Genomic DNA, 231 nt, shown 5'->3' with positions numbered 1-231 from the left:
CGATGGCGAGGATCAAACCCGGCGCTTGCTGTTGTGCACACCCGGCTCGCCACGCGAGCAGCAGTTCATGGCGTTTACCTCTGAGCGTGAGTGCCAGCTGCATATCATGGGTTGGGCCGATAACAAAACCCGCTTCAACAATCGCACCCTGAGCGACTACCTGCTCGAGCAATGCCCGCTGCGGTTTCGCCCGAAAATGGCGACGTTCCTTGCCGGGTTGGGTTTCAAACC

General features: G+C 59.3%; 1 protein-coding gene. It reads left to right on the top strand.

Annotation, left to right across the window (positions count from 1 at the left end):
* The coding region (locus KZZ04_RS20955) for a hypothetical protein (RefSeq protein ID WP_219424144.1) at positions 1–231 on the top strand (231 nt) is incomplete at both ends.

It is taken from the genome of Pseudoalteromonas sp. CR1 (genome assembly GCF_019392235.1).
In the GTDB taxonomy this organism is placed as follows: Bacteria; Pseudomonadota; Gammaproteobacteria; order Enterobacterales; family Alteromonadaceae; genus Pseudoalteromonas.
Note: the sequence above shows the minus strand (reverse complement) of the source record. Positions and strands in the feature narration are given on the sequence as shown.